1 protein-coding gene is annotated in these 327 nt (G+C 67.9%); it reads left to right on the top strand.

Translation table 11 applies throughout. The features are described from left to right. A partial coding sequence (locus tag AX685_RS19950; RefSeq protein WP_197418735.1) for a copper resistance protein B occupies positions 1-327 on the top strand: 327 nt, incomplete at both ends.

Here is a 327-nt window from a genome sequence, read left to right as displayed (position 1 = left end):
GGCATCCGCCACGATATCCGCCCCGGCCCGTCGCGCAGCTACGCCACCATCGGCGTCGAGGGGCTGGCGCCATATTGGTTCGACGTCGAGGCGGCGGTGTTCCTGTCCGACAGGGGCGACGCGCTGGCCCGCGTCGCCGCCTGGTATGATCAGCGGATCACGCAATATTGGGTGCTACAGCCCCGGCTGGAAGCCAATGTCGCCGCGCAGGACATGCCCGCGCAAGGCATCGGATCTGGGTTGAGCGACATGGAGCTTGGGTTGCGGCTGCGCTACGAGCGGGTACGCGAATTCGCGCCCTATGTCGGCCTATCGTGGGACCGGCGG

It is taken from the genome of Sphingomonas sp. CCH9-F2, assembly GCF_001556735.1.
Taxonomy (GTDB): domain Bacteria; phylum Pseudomonadota; class Alphaproteobacteria; order Sphingomonadales; family Sphingomonadaceae; genus Sphingomonas; species Sphingomonas ginsenosidimutans.
This window is presented reverse-complemented; position numbering and strand designations above follow the sequence as displayed.